Annotated in this window: 15 protein-coding genes; 5 read left to right on the forward strand and 10 right to left on the reverse strand. The window is 56.3% G+C overall.

Features of this window, described 5'->3' with window-relative positions; translation table 11 throughout:
- Position 1: 1 nt before the first annotated feature.
- From JZY08_RS16260 to JZY08_RS27780, 4 genes are all read left to right on the forward strand, one after another.
- Positions 2-1,129, forward strand: coding sequence for a Gfo/Idh/MocA family protein (locus JZY08_RS16260; RefSeq protein ID WP_301183739.1), 1,128 nt, complete (start codon positions 2-4; stop codon positions 1,127-1,129).
- 92 nt (positions 1,130-1,221) lie between these two features.
- Complete coding sequence (locus JZY08_RS16265) at positions 1,222-2,883, forward strand: GMC oxidoreductase (protein WP_216332532.1); 1,662 nt, start codon at positions 1,222-1,224, stop codon at positions 2,881-2,883.
- 40 nt (positions 2,884-2,923) lie between these two features.
- The gene (locus JZY08_RS16270; RefSeq protein WP_216332533.1) at positions 2,924-3,982 is read left to right on the forward strand and encodes a sugar phosphate isomerase/epimerase; all 1,059 of its coding nucleotides are present in this window, start codon (positions 2,924-2,926) and stop codon (positions 3,980-3,982) included.
- Between the two features lie 734 nt (positions 3,983-4,716).
- Positions 4,717-5,691, forward strand: coding sequence for an FUSC family protein (locus JZY08_RS27780; protein WP_367303917.1), 975 nt, complete (start codon positions 4,717-4,719; stop codon positions 5,689-5,691).
- Between the two features lie 105 nt (positions 5,692-5,796).
- On the opposite strand, the gene JZY08_RS16280 is transcribed toward JZY08_RS27780, so the two are convergent.
- The 7 genes from JZY08_RS16280 to JZY08_RS16310 form a co-directional block, all read right to left on the reverse strand.
- Entirely contained in the window at positions 5,797-6,948 is a 1,152-nt protein-coding gene (locus JZY08_RS16280) for a Gfo/Idh/MocA family protein (protein WP_216332537.1), read from the reverse strand.
- A gap of 210 nt (positions 6,949-7,158) precedes the next feature.
- A complete protein-coding gene (locus JZY08_RS16285; RefSeq protein ID WP_216332539.1) occupies positions 7,159-8,196 on the reverse strand; it encodes a Gfo/Idh/MocA family protein in 1,038 nt (345 codons plus the stop codon).
- An 86-nt stretch (positions 8,197-8,282) separates the two neighbouring features.
- Entirely contained in the window at positions 8,283-9,068 is a 786-nt protein-coding gene (locus JZY08_RS16290; RefSeq protein ID WP_216332541.1) for a ThuA domain-containing protein, read from the reverse strand.
- 73 nt (positions 9,069-9,141) lie between these two features.
- Entirely contained in the window at positions 9,142-10,170 is a 1,029-nt protein-coding gene (locus JZY08_RS16295; RefSeq protein ID WP_216332542.1) for an ABC transporter ATP-binding protein, read from the reverse strand.
- A 3-nt stretch (positions 10,171-10,173) separates the two neighbouring features.
- Positions 10,174-11,004, reverse strand: coding sequence for a carbohydrate ABC transporter permease (locus tag JZY08_RS16300; RefSeq protein ID WP_216332543.1), 831 nt, complete (start codon positions 11,002-11,004; stop codon positions 10,174-10,176).
- On the reverse strand, positions 11,004-11,984 hold the full coding sequence (locus JZY08_RS16305; protein ID WP_216332544.1) for a carbohydrate ABC transporter permease: 981 nt from the start codon (positions 11,982-11,984) through the stop codon (positions 11,004-11,006). The genes JZY08_RS16300 and JZY08_RS16305 overlap by 1 nt, the downstream gene beginning before the upstream one ends.
- Positions 11,985-12,176: 192 nt before the next feature.
- Positions 12,177-13,421 (reverse strand): ABC transporter substrate-binding protein, encoded by a 1,245-nt coding sequence (locus tag JZY08_RS16310; RefSeq protein WP_216332545.1) that lies wholly within the window; start codon positions 13,419-13,421, stop codon positions 12,177-12,179.
- Between the two features lie 220 nt (positions 13,422-13,641).
- Here JZY08_RS16310 and JZY08_RS16315 point away from each other — a divergent pair, with 220 nt between their 5' ends.
- A complete protein-coding gene (locus JZY08_RS16315; RefSeq protein WP_216332546.1) occupies positions 13,642-14,658 on the forward strand; it encodes a substrate-binding domain-containing protein in 1,017 nt (338 codons plus the stop codon).
- A 20-nt stretch (positions 14,659-14,678) separates the two neighbouring features.
- On the opposite strand, the gene JZY08_RS16320 is transcribed toward JZY08_RS16315, so the two are convergent.
- The 3 genes from JZY08_RS16320 to JZY08_RS16330 all read right to left on the reverse strand — a co-directional run bounded on the left by JZY08_RS16320 (position 14,679) and on the right by JZY08_RS16330 (position 17,910).
- A complete protein-coding gene (locus JZY08_RS16320) occupies positions 14,679-16,631 on the reverse strand; it encodes a hypothetical protein (RefSeq protein WP_216332547.1) in 1,953 nt (650 codons plus the stop codon).
- Between the two features lie 74 nt (positions 16,632-16,705).
- A complete protein-coding gene (locus JZY08_RS16325; RefSeq protein ID WP_216332548.1) occupies positions 16,706-17,671 on the reverse strand; it encodes a GNAT family N-acetyltransferase in 966 nt (321 codons plus the stop codon).
- Positions 17,671-17,910, reverse strand: coding sequence for a hypothetical protein (locus JZY08_RS16330; protein ID WP_216332550.1), 240 nt, complete (start codon positions 17,908-17,910; stop codon positions 17,671-17,673). Before JZY08_RS16330 ends, JZY08_RS16325 begins: the two co-directional genes overlap by 1 nt.
- Positions 17,911-18,037: the final 127 nt, after the last annotated feature.

The following is an 18,037-nucleotide window of genomic DNA, read 5'->3' on the forward strand; positions in this document are numbered from 1 at the left end:
GATGACGGCGCCCCCAGAAAAGCTCCGTGTCGCAATTCTCGGCGCAGGGATGATCGGCGAAATCCATCGCCGAGCATCTTTAATGGCCGGCCGAGAGCTTGTCGGCGTTATGGCGTCGACGCTCGATAGATCGAGGCAAGTCGCCGCGAAATGGGGCGCCGAACCTATCGCGCGGGTCGAACAACTCGCAGACCTTGCTGCCGATATCGTTCATGTTTGCTCACCCAACGCTCTTCACGAGGAACACGTCGAAGGCGCGATAACGGCGGGCGCGAATGTGATCTGCGAGAAGCCATTGGCAACGAGCATCCAGACGGCTCAACGCCTCGTGGATCTCGCGACCTCGCGTGGAGTGCATACTGCTGTACCCTACGTGTACCGGTTTCACCCGATGGTCCGGGAGATACAAGCGCGAGCCAGCAGCGGCGAATTCGGCGCGTGGCAGCTTCTCCACGGAAGCTACCTGCAGGATTGGATGCTGTCGCCGAGCGCAAGTAGTTGGCGTGTTGACGCTAAGGCTGGTGGTCCGTCGCGGGCGTTCGCGGACATCGGGTCGCACTGGTGTGACCTGATGGAATTCGTAACCGGCGAACGGATCGCATCGCTTCTCGCCGCCACTACGATCACTGTCCCGCAGCGCCCGATCACGGGCGCAACGTTCGGCGCCTCCTCGGCCGGCGGCGCCCTTCAGGCCGTGACGACGGAGGATGCGGCAAGTGTCCTTTTTCGGACCCGATCAGGCGTGCTCGGATCGGTGACGGTATCCCAGGTCTCCGCGGGTCGGAAAAACCGCCTGTGGTTCGAATTCGACGGGCAGAAGCGCTCCGCGGTCTTCGACCAGGAGAATCCGGAGACTGCATGGCTGGGGTCCGAAGACTCGGCCGAAGTTCTTCACCGCGATCCATCGCGGGGATCCTACGATCAGAGACGGCTTTCGACGTTGCCGCCGGGGCATCCCCAAGGGTTCGCCCAATGCTTCGAGAATTTTGTCGCCGACACCTACGCGACGATCAAAGGCGAGCACCGCGACGGCCTTCCGACATTCTCGGACGGGCTGCGTTCCGCGCGGATCATCGACGCTGTTGTCCGATCCGCTGCAGGCGGCCGCTGGGTAAACGTCGAACAGTAGCTTCGTGCCCTGAAATATCAGCGCCAGACATACACCAGAAACTGCCTTCGCCGGTCGAACGCGGTTGGACAAACGATTGAGGAGCTCGCCCAATGACGAAATGCGACGTACTGGTAATCGGCTCCGGAGCGGCAGGTAGCTTCGCGGCCAAGGAACTGACCGAGCGCGGTCTTGACGTCATGGTGCTGGAGTTCGGCCGCGACATCAAGGAGTCCGATTTTCCGCCGAACACCAAAGGGCCGAAGGAAAAGGGAATGCAGCTCTGGGCCCGTGTCCAGGCAGCCGTTACCGGTCAGCCGATCCAATCGAAGGTCCTGATGTACGGCAAGCATCAGAGACACCTATTCGTCAAGGATAGCGAAAACCCCTATTCTACGGATCCTGACAAGCCATTTCTGTGGATCCGCGGCAAGCAGCTCGGAGGCCGGTTGCACACCTACGGCCGCATGCTGCTGCGCTGGACCGACTACGATTTCAAGGCAGCCTCGCGAGACGGCCATGGTGAGGACTGGCCGATCTCGTATGATGAACTCGCGCCTTACTACGACAAGGTGGAGGAGTTCCTCGGCATTTACGGAGGCCAGGACGGGATCAAGAATCTTCCCAGTGGAAAGTACAAGGGCCCGTCCAAACTGACGCAGGCGGAGATGACTTTCAAGGAAAAGACCGAAGCAAAATGGCCTGACCGTCATGCGATTTCCTGGCGCTACATGCCGCCAAATGCAAAGCGGATTCCGCAGCCGATCCTTGCCGCCAAGGAGACCGGTCGCCTGACGATCAGAACAGATGCAGTCGTACGACGGATCGTCACCGACCCCTCGTCTGGGAAGGCGACAGGCGTTGAGTTCGTTGATCGCCTCTCGGGTCAGGTCCACACCGAAAATGCCGCTGTCGTGATCGTCTGCGCCTCCGCAATCGAGTCCGTGCGTCTTCTACTGAACTCAGCCTCGTCAAAACATCCCAATGGCCTTGGAAACAGTTCGGGGGCTCTTGGCCGCTACTTCTCCGACCAAGTCCCAAGTATCATCATGGGAACCGTTCCAGGGAGGAAAGGATCCGAATTCGACGACACCGTTCCCGCCGACCCCTTCTATGGCGTTACGGGCGGTGTCTACATTCCTCGCTTCGAGAATCTGGATTCGGTTACCGACAGCTCATTTCTGCGCGGCTACGCATATCAGGGAACGATTGGCCGTCTGTTCACGCGCCCAGACCGCGACGCAAAGTATGCCTTCATGGGCTTTGGGGAAATGCTCCCGAACAAGGATAACCGGATTACTCTCAATCCCCGACGCAAGGACAAGTGGGGCATTCCCATCCCGCACATCAGCGTCGCGATCGGCGAAAACGAAAAGAGAATGCTCAGGGCGCAAACACGCTCCATCAAGGAGATGATGGACAATGCAGGGCTGGAGATCGAATTCAACGGCTCGTCGCTTGGTCTTGAGGAAGGACCGAAGGGGGCTTTCCCGGACGCCGATCCAATAAGCCGCTTCCTGTTCCGCCAGAATTTTGCCGGTAGCGTTGCCATTGGCGCGACCATCCATGAAAGCGGTGGTGCTCGCATGGGGTCGGATCCGGCAAAGTCAGTGCTCAATGCCTATAACCAATGTTGGGACGCACCGAATGTTTTCGTTACCGACGCGAGCAGTTTCGCAAGCGGTGGAACCGCCGGAACGACACTCACGCTGATGGCTCTAACCGTTAGGACTTGCGAATACATCGCAGAGCAGCATGGCCGCGGACAGCTTTAGTACGCCGACGGATTTAACACGAGGAAATCAGGAGTACCGCATGAAAACGATCAGGGGCCCGGGGCTGTTCCTCGGCCAGTTCGCGGGCGACACCGCACCTTTCAACTCGTGGGATTCGATCACCAAGTGGGCCGCCGATATCGGCTACAAGGGCGTGCAGGTTCCGACCTGGGCGGGCCAGCTGATCGACCTCAAGAAAGCCGCATCGTCAAAGGATTATTGCGACGAGTTCGCCGGCGTGGCGCGCCAGAACGGCGTCGAGATCACCGAGCTCTCCACCCACCTGCAGGGCCAGCTGGTTGCCGTTCATCCTGCCTATGACGAAGCCTTCGACGGCTTTGCGGCACCCGAAGTGCGCGGCAACCCGAAGGCACGCCAGGAATGGGCCGTCGAGCAGGTGAAGATGGCGCTGACCGCCTCCAAGCATCTCGGCATCAAGGCGCATGCGACCTTCTCCGGCGCGCTTGCCTGGCCCTTCATCTATCCGTGGCCGCAGCGCCCGGCCGGCCTCGTTGAGACCGCCTTCGACGAACTTGCCAAGCGCTGGACGCCGATCCTCAATCACGCCGACGAAAACGGCGTCGACATCTGCTACGAGATCCATCCCGGCGAAGACCTGCATGACGGCGTCACCTTCGAGATGTTCCTCGAGCGCGTGAAAAACCATCCGCGCGCCAACATGCTCTACGACCCCTCGCACTACGTGCTGCAGTGCCTGGATTACCTGGATAACATCGACATCTACAAAGACCGGATCAAGATGTTCCACGTCAAGGATGCCGAATTCAACCCGACGGGTCGCCAGGGCGTCTATGGCGGTTACCAGGGCTGGGTCGAACGCGCCGGCCGCTTCCGCTCGCTGGGCGACGGCCAAGTCGATTTCGGCGCGGTGTTCTCGAAGATGACGGCCAACAACTTCGATGGCTGGGCCGTGGTCGAATGGGAATGCGCGCTGAAGCATCCGGAAGACGGTGCGCGCGAGGGTGCCGAATTCGTCAAGTCGCACATCATCCGCGTGACGGAGAAGGCGTTCGACGACTTCGCGGGTAGCGGTACGGACCAGGCGGCCAATCGGCGGATGCTGGGCGTGGACGTTTAGTCGCGTCTCGCGGCCTCCGCATTAGTTCGGTAAAAATGATGCGAGCACCACTTTCTGCGGCTTGGTCTTACGCGCGCTCGATCGTGCGGCTAAGTCCGTCCCCGCCTCGCCGGGCGATTGCGGCTCGTTCTACGCTGGCCATCGGCATCCCGGTCACAGCAGCCTGGCTGCTGGGTGACCTGTCGGCAGGCCTTGTGACGACAGTCGGTGCCTTTACGGCCGTCTACATGCATGACAGACCGTATCGCGTCAGAGCGATGTGTCTGCCTTGGATCGCACTGGGGTTCGCAGTTTGCGCAGTGGTGGGGATGTGGACGCAATGTCACCCGCTGTTCACCGTTCCGATACTCGCTGGTGTCGGTGTCGTTGCAACTTACCTCTGCCATTCGCTACGTATTGGCGCGCCTGGGGGCTATTTTTTCGCTCTCGCAGCAGCCATCGGAACCGCCATACCTAGTGAAGTCGCGGGGATATCGGAAACGTTCATCCTAGTACTGGCAGGAGGTATCTGCGCCTGGATGTTGCATTTGGTAGATGCACTCACTCGCGGGGATCTCCCTGAGCAACGATCCGTTCTCGTAGCTGCCAAGTCGGTCGACACATTGCTCCGAACCCGTCCCGAAGATGTTGGCTTGGAGGAAATCAACCGAGCCGCCGAAGCGCTCCATAAGAGTTGGTTCCATCTCACATACATGCAGCCGGGCGTGGATCGCCACGGCGCTAGGCTCAGTTCGATGAGATGGGGCACCCGAAGACTGCATCTTCTCTTCGCGACATATCTTCATGACCGCGGATCGGATGAGTGGCGCGCACGAGCGTCGCAGCAGTGCAGAGCCATCCACGATGACATAGCGAACCGCTTTCCATTGGCCCATCCCCCGGTTTTCGACCACGCACTACCGATAGCCACCCTCGACCCCGGTGCTGCTATCCTGGATGAGTTGCGTTTGGGAGCGCCAGGTTACGGCGCTGCGGTCCGCGTGGGCTTGGCGGTAGTCTTGGTCGGATTGGTGAGCCTTTCGCTCGGGATATCCCGTCCGTATTGGGGGATGGCCGCAGCGGTCCTTGTTCTTCATGAGGGAGCCACTTGGGAGCGCACTCTGAGGGTTGGCGTTGAGAGAGCCACGGGAACGCTAGCAGGGTTGGGCCTGGCAGGCTCCCTCCTCGCCTTGGACCTCCAGGGACCGTTGTTGATAATCGTTTTAATGGCGCTCCAGTTTGCCATCGACCTGCTTGTTGTGCGCAACTACGCATTTGCAACGATATTTATTACCGCGATAGCGCTATTGGTCGGAGCAGGTGGACGGGAAGCCGGAGATCTCCCGGATTTGCTCTTGGCTAGAGGGTTAGAAACAGCGCTTGGTTGCTTGGCTGGTCTCTCAATCTTCGTCGTGGCATCCTTTGGTCACGCGCGGCGCTCTGGCAATAGAGAAACGCTGCGTGTCAAGCGCCTAATTTCCGAGTTGTTGATGGCTATGTCCGCTGGACGAGCAACAGATAATCAGGTTCTTCGGGCACGTCATAAGCTTCAGCGAGTTCTACTTTCCTCGCCACCGGGCGAGATACCGACGGAAGCCGCTGTTCTCGGCTACAAAGTACTAGCCGCGCTTTGGCGTACGGAGGAAGACGCTTCCGCTATAAACGAGATTCCCGCGTATCGAGACGAACTCGAAAGGTTTGCCGCTCGGCCTAATTGCTCAAAGCGTTAGCCACAGAAGTCGTGGTCAACGCTCTCGCAACGGGAACCGCTCGAAAGTAGACGTCTGACCGCGTATCAAGGCGTCTACTGTGGTCTTTCCGAACCTAGTGCTCCCTCATACCTCCGGGCCTTTGAGAAACCGCTTGGCATCGACCGGAGTAAGCACAGCTGGACGCTCACAGGTGCTCTCGACACTGACAATGACTTTCTCATGGGCAGCACGTTCTATGGCGAGAAGTACCTCAAGAACATGATAGGCGACCTCTGCCGAGCAACGATGCGGCACGCCTTCGGTGATAGACACAGCCATATCAGCTAGTCCAAGGCCGCGGTAACAGGTGTTAATAAGTGATCCCGTGCCTCTCCAATCGCGGTTGTAAGCGCCAAACGGATATTTGCTCGTATCTATTTCCCTGAAATCATCGATCCCCGTGGAGAAACCTACGACGCCACTGAACTGGTTCGGGTCAGGAATGTGCAAAGTTCCTCCTGTAGAATGAAGCTGCAGCGGACGAAGCTCGCTGTTCCAAACATCCCAGCTTGCAAGGAACACAATCTGCGCTCCGGAGGCGAAAGTCAGCAGCGCCTGCACCGTCGTCAGAGTTTCGACATCGATCACCGTACCTTTGGTAGGGCCGTCGACCTTGACCACACGTTGCGGATGCCCCACGGAGCCGGATGCTTGGACGGTTGTTACGGGGCCAAGCATGTGGACAAGAGCGCTGATGTAGTAAGGTCCCATGTCGAGCACAGGGCCGCCACCTCCCTTGTAAAAGAAGCTCGGCGTCGGGTGCCAGTGCTCCATGCCGTAGCTTTCAACTGCTCCGAGACCGGAAATGACGCTACCGATGTCGCCTGAATCGATGATGCTTCGGGCAGTTTGAATCCCAGGACCTAGAACCGTGTCTGGAGCCGAGCCGACCCGCACACCTGCGACCTTCGCAGCGTCGATAATCTCCCGCCCCTCACGAAGGCTCACCGCGAGCGGTTTCTCGTTATAAACGTGTTTGCCGGCAGCAATCGCGCGCAATGCCACCTCAGCATGAGCGTTAGGTACTGTAAGGTTAAGGATCGCCTCGATGTCGTCACGCGCGAACAACTCATCGATAGGCATTGGTTCGAGGCCGTACTTGGCGGCCTTCTGACCCGCCAATTCGGCGTTCAAATCCGAGCAAGCGACATACTCAATGTCACGAAAAAGCGGGCCGTTTGTGAGATATGCGTCGGAAATATTTCCGCATCCGATGACGCCAATTTTCATTGCCATTTATCTTTACTCTCCGTTATCGTGCAGAACGTCCCAGCGCTCCGGCCGGTGAATGTTCCCTAGTCGCCTGGGAGGAATTACTGGTCCCCTATTGACGCTAGCTCCTCGTTCAGTCCAAAATTTCTGCGCCTTCAGCCCAAAATATCTCGCAGCTTATTGCAGGTAGCGGCCCAGCCGCGTTGGTCCAGCTCCCGCTTGCTCCGGTTAACATCAAAGCGCGGGCAGCGTTCCAGCGTGTTTGACCACATGATCCAAGGTGAGCTGCAATTTCGCGGCATGAGCAAAAGTCGGCTCATCCTGCTTTCCAGATTTCACCGCGTTTACGAACCTCTGGAAGTTGGTGATTACAGGCTCGACCTCAACGGGACGCCAAATAGCGTTGTCCGTGTCATCACCCTCGCAAATACGCAACGTCGCGCCATCGGGTGTCTCCACAATTTCCAGTGCCCCGCGATCACCGTGCACACGAAGCCGCAGCTCGTTGAGATGACCCGTAGCCCAGCGCGTGGCGTGAATGACGCCTGTTGCGCCGTTTTGCAGTTCTGCCATCATTAGAAAACTGTCATTCGCATCGAGTGAGTACTCACCGATTTGGTTTCCAGGAATCTTATCGAAGACCTTCAAATGCGACGCGGCCGCACGTACTTCGCTTCCAATCGCGAACACAACGAAATCAAGAATGTGGATTCCGATATCGCCCAAGACGCCATTGGAGCCGTGCTTGGTAGAAAGTCGCCACAACCACATAGTTTCCTTTGACCAGTCTCCCCACGCTTTGGACACCAACCAGCTCTGGAGATAAGACGCCTCAAAATGGCGGATGGCTCCGATCTTGCCCTGACTCAAGATTTTGCTGGCGGCCTGCAATGCCGCAACATTTCTGTAAGTGAGGTTGACCATCGCAATCTTGCCCGATGTCTCCGCAGCGTCAGCCATCTCTCTTGCATTAGCATAGTTTGTCGCAAGCGGCTTTTCGCAGAACACGTGCTTTCCAGCAGCGAGCAACTGCATGGTCGTCAGATAGTGAACCCGATCGGGGGTAACATTAGTGGCCGCGTCGAATTGGCCCCATGCAATGGCATCTTCCAGAGAGCTGAAGGTCTTTGGGATTTCATGTTTCGCAGCAAATGCTTCCAGTTGCGCCTGATTGGTGTCGACAGCGGCAACGATGTCTACACCATCAATTTTGGAAAACTGAGATGCGTGGAAGTTGGCAAACCAGCCGGTTCCGAGAATTATTAGGCGCATCGATATGACCTCATTGTGAGAAACGAAGCCCTTCCTGAGACCAGCTGGATCGGTATCAGGAAAGGCAACGGCTGTAAGGATCGCTACTACCGATATCCAGCTTCGCCGGCTTTGTGCAATTTCGGGCCCCGTTCAACAATCGGCTCCAGCGCCTTCTCGACCGGAACATGGGGAGCATCTGTGATGCTCTTCTGGTCGCCCTGCGGATTATAGGCCCATTTCACGCCGTTAATGAGTACCTTCTGGACGTTGGCATCATGATAGGTCGGATAGGTCTCGTGGCCAGGGCGGAAGTAGAAAATGTTGCCAGCGCCACGGCGCCACGTCAGGCCCGAACGGAAGACCTCGCCACCCTGGAACCAGGAGATGAAGACGGTCTCCAGCGGCTCCGGTACGGAGAACTGCTCGCCGTACATTTCCTCGTTTTCGAGAACGAAGTTCTCATCGAGGCCGGCGGCGATCGGATGGCGCGGGTTGATCGTCCACAGACGCTCGCGCTCGCCGGCTTCGCGCCACTTCAGCGCGCACGGCGTGCCCATCAGACGCTTGAATATCTTCGAGAAGTGGCCGGAGTGCAGGACGAGCAGGCCCATGCCTTCCCACACCCGCTTGGCGACCCGCTCGACCACCTCGTCGGATACCGCGCCGTGGTCCTTGTGTCCCCACCAGGTGAGGACATCGGTTTCGGCAAGGCGGGCTTCCGTCAGGCCGTGCTCAGGCTCTTGCAGCGTCGCCGTCGTAGCGCTGATCGCAGGATCAGTGTTTAGCGCGTCGGCGATGGTGGTGTGCATCCCCGCAGGATAGATGCCGCGAACAACGGGATCGATGTTCTCGTGGATGTTTTCACCCCAGACAGTGGTGCGAATAGTCAATTGGTTGCTCCTTTATGTGAAATGTTGAACGCAGCTGATAGAAAGCCGCCATATCCGTTTACGTTGGTTGATTTCACGCCGCACCTTGGAGAGGAACTCTCTCGAGCGCGCGTCCGGATTGGTCGAAACGGTGGACTGAGCCCTGCACCGGGGCAACGCCCAGCTTCTGGCCAGGTTGATGGCTCGATACGCCGGTCTCGCGAACGACGAGCGGCTCCGAGGTGCCGATGTCGAGATAAACGAAGCTGTCCGAGCCGAGGATTTCAGAATGGATGACGGTGCCCGTCCAAGTGGGCGATTGCTGGACGATATCTATATGCTCGGCGCGCACGCCGATGGTGTTGGCATTGTAGGGCTCCGCGAACTCGCCGGACAGGAAGTTCATTTTCGGCGACCCGATGAAGCCAGCGACAAATACGGAGTTCGGTGTCTCGTACAGTTCGAGCGGCGTGCCGACCTGCTCGACGACGCCATCCCGCAGGACGCAGATGCGGTCAGCCAGCGTCATCGCCTCTACCTGGTCGTGAGTGACGTAGATCATCGTGGTGTCATGCATACTGCGGTGGAGCTTCGCGATCTCCAAACGAGTGGCGACACGCAACGCAGCGTCGAGGTTCGACAGGGGCTCGTCAAACAGGAACACCTTGGGATCGCGGACAATGGCGCGACCGATCGCGACGCGCTGGCGCTGGCCGCCCGAGAGCTGTTTCGGCAGGCGCTGCAGATACGAGGTCAGCTGAAGCATTTCCGCCGCGCCTTCGACCCGTTTGCGTCGCTCTTCCTTGTCAGCACCGGCTAGCTTCATTCCAAAGGCCATGTTCTCGAAGACAGTCATATGCGGGTAGAGCGCATAAGATTGAAAGACCATCGCGACCCCACGCTTGGCCGGCGGCAACCCGTTGACGGTCTTCCCGTCGAAGGAGAGAGTTCCATCAGATATCTCTTCCAGGCCGCAGATCAGGCGCAGGAGCGTGGATTTGCCACAGCCTGAAGGGCCGACGAACACCATTAGTTCTCCAGGCTTGATTTCGAGATTTACGCCTTTGATCACGTCAATCGGACCAAAGGTTTTGCGGACATTTCGAAGTGCGATGTTTGTCATGATTTATCCCTTCACGCCGCCAGCAGTCAGGCCGGAAACAATGCGTCTTTGGAAGATGAGGACGAGGGCAACGAGCGGGACAGTGACGATCACTGAAGCCGCCATGATGTTGCCCCAGGGGACTTCAAACTGGCTCCGGCCCGAAAGCAGTGCGATTGCAACCGGTACGGTTCTTTGTGTGCCGGACGAAGTGAAGGTCAGCGCAAAGAGGAATTCGTTCCATGCACCGATGAACGCAAGAAGGCCGGTCGTGACCATTGCCGGCCACAATAGCGGCAGGAAAACCTGGCTGACGATCACCCAAGGCGAAGCACCGTCAACAATAGCTGCCTCCTCGATCTCGATCGGAATGTCCCGCATGAAAGTCGTAAGTACCCATACCGTGAAGGGCAGCGTGAAAATCATGTAGGAAAAGATCAACGCGACGGGCGTGTTGAATATGCCCGCCCACCTGATGAGCTCGAACAAGCCCGCGAGTATCGCCAATTGAGGGAACATCGATACGGCGAGGATAGTGATCAACAACAGCGAGCGGCCGCGAAACTGCACGCGGGCCAGAGCAAACGATGCCGTCACAGCAAGCAGCAACGAGCAGACCACAACGAGGGACGAGACGAGCACCGAGTTGAACAGATTTCGCAGAAAGTCGCCCGAGTACAACACGCGAACATAATTTTCGATCGAAACGCTCGTCGGCCAATACGTGACACTGAACAGTGCTGTTCCGCTTTTGAAGCTTGTCAACACGGCGTAATAGAATGGGAAGACAGAGACGCCTATTATGAGAAGAAGCAGGCTGTAGAAGCCCGACTTTTTCATTATGTTCCCGACCATTAGTATCGCTCCCCGTTGATCTTGATCCCGCCGAGGACGATGTAGGCTGCCGTGATCGCAGCAACGATCAGGAACAACATCGTGGAAGCGGCTGCGCCATAAGCGAATTTGTCGAAATCAAACAGGTTTTCCCTCGCAAATACGGCCATCGTTTTTGTTTGTGCATTGTTGGGCGTCAGCACGTACACAAGGTCGAATATCCGCAGTGAATCCATAGTCCTGAACAATACCGCCACCATGAGCGCCGGTCGGATTAGCGGCAGCGTGATGCGGAAAAACACTCGGATCGGGTGGACGCCGTCTATTTTCGTCGCCTCGTATATGTCGCTTGGCACCATCTGAAGCCCCGCCAGGATCAAGAGCGCCATGAACGGTGTGGTTTTCCAAACATCAACAATGAGGACGGCTAGCATCGCGGTGTTGGGATCGGCGGTCCAGGCGATCTTCGTGGATATCAAGCCGACGTTCAGGAGAATGTCGTTCAGAATTCCGAATTGGTCATTGAGCATCCAAGCCCACATCTTGGCGGAGACGATGGTGGGAATTGCCCAGGGAATGAGAACGGCAGCGCGGATGACGCCTCGCCCGTAGAAGTTCGCGTTGAGCACCAAAGCAATGATGAGGCCGAATATCGTCTCAAATGCGACCGATACCACCGTAAATCTCAGGGTGTTCCAGACCGCTTGCCACCAAGCAGGATCAGCAAGCAAGCCTCTGAAGATAGTCCGCCCGCTCTTCAATGTCGTCCAAGAGAGATAATTGTTGAATCCGACGAAGCTAGCGCCGGACAAGTTACCGAGGGACGCGTCAGTGACGCTGAAATAGATCGTTCGTAAAAGCGGCCAGCCAGCTACGGCCGCCAGAACAAGCAGAGTGGGTGCTAGAAAAAGCCAAGCGACGCGAGCCCTGCTGCTGCGAAGCTGAGAGCGCATAGTGGCGCTCGCCGCAACATATGACTCGGCTAGAGGGATATCAGTCATTTCGTCATTCCGGAATTTTTTGCTTGGCTTAACCAAGCTTGATCCAATTGATTGGCAGTAGGCGGTAGTGCCTACTGCCATCGCTCTCAGCTTTGTGTGGCTAATCGGCTGGCGGTCAGATCTAAGGCGCTAAAGGCGTCCTGATCGATATGCACGGCGCGATCGCACGTCGCTGATCAATCCGGTTCGGCTTTACCAGGCCTGTCCTTTAAGCTCGGTCAGATCCTGCTCGAGAAGTTCAAGGTTCTCCGCCGCGGTACCCTCGCCGGAGAGCGTGTTGTGTACGGCACCCCAGACCCTCGCAGATACCTCATTGTATTTAGCCTTGGTCGGTGCCGACGGCCGGGCGTCTGCATGCGCAAACAATCCTTTCCAGGCGGGCATGGACGGTTGAGCCTTTACGAGTTCGGGATCGTCATAGAGTGCTGTCAAAGTCGGCATGAAGCCCGCCTGAAGCGCGCGATGTTTTTGGGATTCGGGAGAGTTCAGGAACTTCACCAAGGCGATCGCAGCTTCTCTGTTCTTAGAGAATTTCGAAACGGCAAGGCTGTATCCACCAATTGTAGCCACCGATGTTCCGCCAGGTCCAGCCGGAATCGGAGCGATGTCGAATGCGCCTTTCACAGCGCTATCGCCACTGTTACCCAAGGGATATGCATATGCCCAGTTTCGCATGAAGAGGGCGTTGCCTCGCTCCCAAATGCCTCGTGTATCGTCCTCTTCGTAGGTCAAGACGCCCTGTGGAGCAATTTTGCCCACCCAGCCGGCAGCCATATCCAGAGCCGCTGCGGCTTGCGGGTTATTCACGGAGACGGTGCCGTCCGGCTCGACGATCTGCCCGCCACCCGATGACTTGAACCATTCGAGTGCGTTGCAGGTCAGCCCTTCGAAAGCCTTTGCTTGAAAGACATACCCCCAGAAGTCGGCATGTCCGGCGGCACGCTCCTTTTCCTGGATTTCGGCAGCTGTGGCCTCGAGCTCGGACCAGGTTTTCGGTACGTCCTTCTTATACTTCTCCAGAAGGTCCTTGCGATAAAAAAGAGCAGGCGCATCAGCATAGAAAGGCAGCGCGACCAACCGTCCACCAACCCTTTGCGCTTCGAGCGTAGCCGGAAGGAATTGGGCTGTCACGTCCTTGGTGGCGTCGGTCAGGTCGATAAATTTGTCGCCCAACTGAGCGGGCCAAGTGACATCGGTCTCGTAGACATCGATGTCAGAATTTTCAGCGGCGAGCCACAGACGGTATTGACTGAATTGCTCACTGCTTGACGAAGGCATTGCAACGATAGTGACGTGATTGCCGGTCTGTTGCTCGAACCTAGCGATATCTGCCTTGAGCAATTCGCCTAGAGGTTCTGTCGCAATTGTGAGGTTCGCAGCGTGTCCCGCCGTGGCAAGAAATGACGCACAGATGATCGCAGGCAGAAATGTTTTCAAGGCTCTCTCCAGTTTTCTCGAAGTTTTCGCGGTTCCACCCTTTTTATCCGATTTTCCAAACCGGTTTGGAGCGATAATGCATGCTAAAATCGATGTGTCAACGCGCCATATCGACCTCGTATGAGAATTTCCGTGACTTGCTTTCAACCCGGTTTGGTTGATTGCCGATCTAATGAATCGATGCTAACGCGGATAAAACGCAGAAATTCTTAGGTGGCACATGAACTTAAACGAGCTGGCAAGAGAACTCGGCCTATCGAAAACGACAATCAGCCGTGCGCTTAATGGTTTTCCGGAGGTGAGCGAAAAAACCCGAAAGCGGGTCGAATCGGCTGCTCAGAAATTCGGCTACACTCCAAACAGCAACGCACGACGTCTCGCAATCGGGACGTCGGGGGCGATCGGTATCTTATTACCGGATGACTTGAGCGACCGTTTCGGCCCTCAGACAAACGAATTTCTTTCTGGTCTCGGTGAAGGTCTCGAACCCACCTCATTCGATCTGCTGATCCGCCCAAGTTCCGGCGGTGATGAGATGTCTGTCTATCGGCGTTGGGTATCGGCGAGAAGTGTCGACGCAATCGTTATCTCGGTGCCAGCGCGCTCAGACGAGCGGGTCCAGATGCTATCGGACGCCAGATTTCCGTTTGTCGTTCATGGAAAGACCGACATAGCCGCGCCCCATGCGTGGCTCGATATGGACAACGAGAGCGCGTTCAATCAACTCACCAACTATCTTCTCGATCTTGGTCACGAAAACATCGGCGTGATCGATGCCTTACCCGGCCACGCGTTCGCCGAAGACCGCGAAAATGGTTACAGACGCGCGTTGTCCAGTCGCGGACATTCGTTCAATCATGAGCTCTATATTCAAGATCGCTTCACGGTCGAGGCAGGCTTCCGCGCGGCGAGGGTGCTCCTTTCGAAAGCCCCTCGCCCGACAGCACTCGTGGTTGGCTCCATGATGGGTGCTATCGGTGCATATCAGGCAATCCATTCGATGAATCTAGAAGTCGGAAGAGACGTGTCAGTCATTGCACACGACGACGTGTTCTCCTACTTCAGTCCAACCGATATGGTTCCCTCACTCACCACGACCCGGTCGTCGATTAGGGCCGCAGGCAAGACGATCGCAGAGGCGCTGGTTAAGTCGCTAACGGAGGGGACGCCGCTTGACCTGGCCGAAACATGGCCGGTCGAGCTAATCGTCCGAAACTCCACAGGTCGAGTTAGTTAGGCGGCAATCTTGAGGTTAGGCTAACCTCCTACAGGTCGCCAATATTTTTTCGTAATGAGCTGCTGGTCCGCGAAGGCGACTTCCGTCCAAAAGTCGCGTGTAGAGAAGGAAATCGATTGAAGGGGCGCGAGAAAATCAACAACGTTGTGAGAGCGATCCAACGCATACAGTGCCTCCCCAACATCCAACCAATGGAAGTCCGAGAGATATGAAAAAAGATCCGGGTTGCCATCATCAGTTTTCGGCGCGCATTCTCGGGCAAAACGCTCGATAAGTCGCATTTCTTTATTGAACTTGTCCGTAACCTTCGTTTCGCTTGCGCTTCCCGAGAGAGGGCTCATGACTACGCCCGCGAGCGCTCGCAGAACTCCGTTTGACAGAAATTTGTCTGATGTAGGACCGTAAGAAAGTGGAGAAACAGCCACTTTCAATGATCTTTCGAGTGCCTTGGTCTCGCCGGATGCGAGCAGCGGCGTATGGCCGGCGCGGAGATTTCTATCATTGCGCGCGAGCTGCTTGACCATAGTAAGGTAGCTTTGGCTGTAATCCTGATAGAACGAAAACCACGAGCCCGATCTTGCGGCAACCGTTAACGACTTGGACTTGGTCTCGAATAATACAAAGCGATTTCCCTCGCGCACTCCAACGTCGATCTCAAGAGCTTGCTTATCAGCTTTGTATTCCGCGCCGCGCCAAACCAGTGACGCCTTCTTACAACCCTCCTCGATAGCTGTTTCCATCACATCGCCGACGATGTCGGCAGCGCGCTCAGGCAGGCACTCACGAATTCGACTGATGATGATTGAACAGAATGCCTCGCGCATCATTGATCGAGGTAGAGTTACGCAGCGATCTTTATTGTGAGTAAGGAATATGGAGCGGTTATAGTCTCTACGCCCGCCAGCTAATGGGTTTAAATATTCCCGATTTACTCCTGCGACCGGTGGCTTTCCAATCCTCCACAGGTTCGGAAAACCTCGTGAAATCTGATCGTGCTCATATACAGTGAGGCTGTCATCCTTCGCAGCTTTCAGCAGGGTTCGAAACTCGACGAATGAGCGGCTCAGATCGAAATCGAGGGCCTGTAATTCCGCTACAGTAAGAGCCTTCTTGAGCGCCGCTTCCAAGCCGCTAAGAAGTTGTGTAGGTGCCTGAGGGAGCGAGAAAACTTCCCTCCAAAGTACCGAATCCCTGAAAATTACGAGCACATCCGTCGGCTGCACGTGCATCTCCTCATACTGGCTATATCGCTGGCAATTGATCGCGGCAGCGAAATCAGTGGAGAGCTCGACTAGATTTTTCCAGACCATCTCAGGTTTACGAGGCGCTGCGTCTCTCCCAATAAAGCGAAGAGCTAGCGAGAAAAGCCAGCCTACAGGTAAAGCAGGCTGCGCTCTTTCATATAAACCGGGAATCTGGTTCCCAAACAGCCACATCCCATCGTGAATTTGGTTTCCACTCGACACTACGCGGCACAATTGCATGGCAAGGTTTAGCCCTCCCAACGCGGCCACGAACCCCGCTACGACCTCGGTGATCGCGTTTTGAGTGGCATCGGGGAGATGTACGCCGTATGACTGTATCTCGACCTGGTAGCCCCGGGCTCGGAGACGCTTGCAAGCCTCTCCTACTTGTTCAGCCCGCACTGTTAAGCCAAGGCGCACGTGATCAGCTGCCTTCTGCTCTTTAATCGCCCACGTAATTGCGCTCAGCCACGCAGTGCCGTTGTCGAACCCTGCGCAACTTTCTCCCCGAAGGCGGCTGTGGATTGACGAGAGTGCCTGAACCTCCTCCATCCAAGCGTCACCGAGCACCACAGCTATCTGCAAAGCCTTCGCAAGTTGCCAGACTTCGGCGGCAAAGATATCCTTGGATTGAGTGAGTATCTCTGCAGGATCTGCCGGCTCTACTGGCGAGCGCTCCGCTTCCGAATACAGTCGACGAAACCTTGCTAAATCACCCGCAGTTAGCAATCGATCCCCCTCCCCTAAGGTCGAATGGCAGATTTGAAACCACGGAGGCCGCCCACAGCATCTGGTGCCGTGTGTCAGACCATCAGCATTTCGGGGTCAATATTGTACAAAAGACGCCTGGACATTTTCACGAAGTTCTCGCCGTCCAGTTCCATCATCTCTTCGCCAGCAATTGGCTGGTATTTCATGTGCCGATAGAAGGGAAGCTCCTTCTCGATGGCCCAAAGGTTGATTACTGCCAGCTTATGATTTCGTGCCCAGTTTTCCACCCAGCGAAGCAACAAGCCACCAATGTCCTTGCCTTGATGCCCGTCTTCGACCGCTAGAGCATCAACGAGAAGCGATTTCTCGGTGGCAATGAAATGCACGAAGCCCACGAACTCGCCCGCCAACTCGTATAGGTAAACGTGCTCGCCTTTACCGCGCTTTGCGTACCAGAGGTCTGACAGCGATATCTCGGACAAAGAATTGTCGCCGGCGTCGATCTTCTGCTTCGTGACCTTCGCGTCGGCGGCTTCGAGCGTCCGGAGCACCCCGAAGGGGCCTTTCTTTCTCAAGCGGTGATTTGGGATTGACTTGAACTGGAAGTAAGCACGGTCGTGCTCTCCAATCATCAAACCGAAAAAGCTAGGAACGAAGTCCGTCGACCGCTTTATGACAAGTCCGTAGGAAACAATCTCGGTGACGCCATTTCGGGTGAGCCACCGTATGATAGCCAGCATAGTGCTGCCGGAATGGATCGGACCGTCGATAACGAAAGCATTGGTCGGAAAGTCCTTGTCGCTCAAAGGAAGGTCCGGGTTGCTCAAATCAAATGCAGATATATCGCCTGTGGAACGATTGTAGCTAACTCGCCGCACATCGATCGTGTCCCGCAATGCCTCCGGCAGCAAGGCCATGAGGGGTCTGACCACCTTGTCACCGGAAATGCCAACAGAGTACCAAGTTTTCGGGAGCATATCCCCCAGAGCTACGAGACGATCAGAAAGGTCTCGCAGATAGGCCGCAACTTCGGCGTCCGACAACACATACGTACGCATTATCTGCCGCGGGAGACCCGGAGAGCTCTGATTGGATGATTGTCGAGATGTTCCGACATTTTTTCGAAATAGCAGTCGCTGCAAACATGCGTGCCATCACTGAGCTCGCGATTGCCAGTGATTGCCTCTTGGAGAGGTGTTTTGCACTCTTCACAAGCCGTCATGCCGAATGGAGTGATTCCGGCAGCGATTTTTGCTTCGTCGGCGGCTACCGCCTTGAGAAAGGTTGCATAATTCATATTCTACACCAAACCACTGAAATTCGCGTCGGACATATGACTCGTGAGATCATCAAATACAACCATCATTAGATGAATAATAAAAGATTTTTTTTCATTTCGCCCCGATTCATCCAGTCCAGATAAC

The organism is Rhizobium sp. X9, from assembly GCF_018873185.1.
Lineage (GTDB): Bacteria > Pseudomonadota > Alphaproteobacteria > Rhizobiales > Rhizobiaceae > Agrobacterium > Agrobacterium oryzihabitans.